This is a genomic window from Cobetia sp. SIMBA_158 (assembly GCF_046566945.1).
GTDB classification, from domain to species: Bacteria; Pseudomonadota; Gammaproteobacteria; order Pseudomonadales; family Halomonadaceae; genus Cobetia; species Cobetia amphilecti.
The window spans coordinates 1-259 of sequence record NZ_JAWJYL010000615.1; the positions used below are offsets into that span (position 1 = coordinate 1).

At 37.8% G+C, this 259-nt stretch carries 1 protein-coding gene; it reads right to left on the reverse strand.

What is annotated here, in order from left to right:
• The coding region (locus R2R70_RS21300; RefSeq protein WP_410979094.1) for a mechanosensitive ion channel domain-containing protein at nucleotides 1-259 on the reverse strand (259 nt) is incomplete at both ends.

Here is a 259-nt window from a genome sequence, read left to right on the forward strand (position 1 = left end):
GTAGCCTATACCTATTTCCACTTTACCGCGCATTTTGGGGTTGGCAGTTAAATTTTTGATGGTATTTTTATACACCGTAGCATTAGGGATTTGAATGTGATTACCATCGTAATCAACAAGCGTTGTGGCACGAGCCGTCACTTTTTTTATAACGCCTAAACGTCCATCTACTTCAATTACATCGTCTATTTTAAACGGGCGTTGTACACTTAAAAGTAAGCTTGCTATAAAATTTTCTGCGATGTCTCTAAAAGCAAAG